Source organism: Allobosea sp., assembly GCF_036675845.1.
In the GTDB taxonomy this organism is placed as follows: Bacteria; Pseudomonadota; Alphaproteobacteria; order Rhizobiales; family Beijerinckiaceae; genus Allobosea.
Genome location: NZ_JAKFED010000070.1, coordinates 1 through 1,596, shown reverse-complemented (window position 1 = coordinate 1,596; position 1,596 = coordinate 1). Strand labels below are relative to the sequence as shown.

3 protein-coding genes are annotated in these 1,596 nt (G+C 68.6%); 1 reads left to right on the top strand and 2 read right to left on the bottom strand.

The features are described from left to right. On the bottom strand, positions 1–255 hold a 255-nt coding region (locus V6M56_RS08365), incomplete at its 3' end, for a HisA/HisF-related TIM barrel protein (RefSeq protein ID WP_332682804.1). 319 nt (positions 256–574) lie between these two features. On the opposite strand from V6M56_RS08365, the gene V6M56_RS08360 reads away from it, so the two are divergent. Next, on the top strand, positions 575–1,303 hold the full coding sequence (locus V6M56_RS08360) for a carbonic anhydrase (protein WP_332682805.1): 729 nt from the start codon (positions 575–577) through the stop codon (positions 1,301–1,303). Between the two features lie 10 nt (positions 1,304–1,313). Here the strand turns inward: V6M56_RS08360 and V6M56_RS08355 are convergent. Next, positions 1,314–1,596, bottom strand: a 283-nt coding sequence (locus V6M56_RS08355; protein WP_332682802.1) for a HisA/HisF-related TIM barrel protein, incomplete at its 5' end; no start/stop codon positions are given.

Here is a 1,596-nt window from a genome sequence, read left to right as displayed (position 1 = left end):
GCGCACCCCGCCGCCGACGGTCAGCGGCATGAAGCAGGCCTCCGCCGTGCGCGTCACCACGTCGAACAGGATGCCGCGATCCTCGCTGCTCGCGGTGATGTCGAGGAAGCAGAGCTCGTCCGCGCCGGCCGCGTCATAGGCCTTGGCCGCCTCGACCGGATCGCCGGCGTCGACCAGGTCGAGGAACTGCACGCCCTTGACGACGCGGCCGTCCTTGACGTCGAGGCAGGGGATAATGCGGGTTTTCAGGCTCATCGGATCAGGCGCCATGGAAGGGGGCGCAGCCGGTCCGGCCGCGCGGCGGCGGCAACCTAGAGCAGGATGCGAAAAAGTGGAAACCGGTTTTTCGCAAGAATCCTGCTCTAACCCTTTGGTGAGAGACGGATTCAGATGTCGGATGGAATCATTCCATGATTCCATCCGACATCATCCGGCTCAAGAGCATCGGCCCGCAAAGTGGAAATAGACCCCCGCATAGCAAGCGTTTGGCCGCGATGCCTTAACCAGTGGCGAACCGGTTCCGCTGCATGCTGGTCCATGCCGTTAGGGCAGGAGCGGGCAGCGGAGGGTGATGATGTGCGATGAGTGTGCGAGCGGCCTGTCGGTCTCGCGTTCGCGGCGGGGCCTGCTCAAGGCCGGCGGCATGCTGGCGCTCGCTGCCTGCCTGCCAGGTGTGGCGAGTCTGCCCGCCATGGCCCAGGCTCCGGCGGCCGCCCCCGTCAGCGGCGAGGAGGCCCTGAAGCGCCTGGTCGAGGGCAATGCCCGCTATGCCGCCAACCGGCCGGAGCAGCGCGACTTCTCCGCCGGCCGTGCGGCGCGGGTGACGACCCAGGCGCCGTTCGCCTCGATCCTGAGCTGTGCCGATTCGCGCGTCGCCCCGGAACTCGCCTTCGACCGGGGGCCGGGCGAGCTCTTCGTCGTGCGTGTCGCCGGAAACTTCGTCAACGAGGACGGGCTGGCGAGCCTCGAATACGGCGCCGAGGTGCTCGGCTCGCAGCTCATATTGGTGCTCGGCCACAGCAATTGCGGCGCAGTCTCGGCGACGATCAAGGTGGTCGAAACCAAGGCGCAGCTGCCGGGGCATCTGCCTTCGCTGATCGACGCGATCCGGCCGGCCGTGCTTGCCGCGCAGAAGCAGGGCGCCGCCGACCTGCTCAAGGCCGCGACGATCGCCAATGTCAGGCAGAACGTCGAAAGGCTGAAGAGCGCAACGCCGATCCTGTCGCAGCGCGCGGCCGACAACCGGTTGAAGGTCGTCGGCGGCGTCTACGATCTCGCCACCGGCAAGGTCGAGCTGGTCTGAGGCGCGAGCGTCAGGCCGGCTGCCGGCCGCGGCTCGCCTGGGCGATCCGCGCCAGCGCGGCGGCCGGCTCGATGCGCCCGTCATAGAGGGCCCGGCCGGTGATGGCGCCCTCGAGGATCGCGGCATCGGGCGCGCACAGGCGCTCGATATCGGCCATGGAAGCGAGCCCCCCCGAGGCGATCACCGGGATCGAGAGCGCATGGGCGAGGCCGATCGTGCCGTCCCAGTTGATGCCCTGGAGCATGCCGTCGCGGGCGATGTCGGTGTAGATGATCGCCGCGACGCCGGCATCC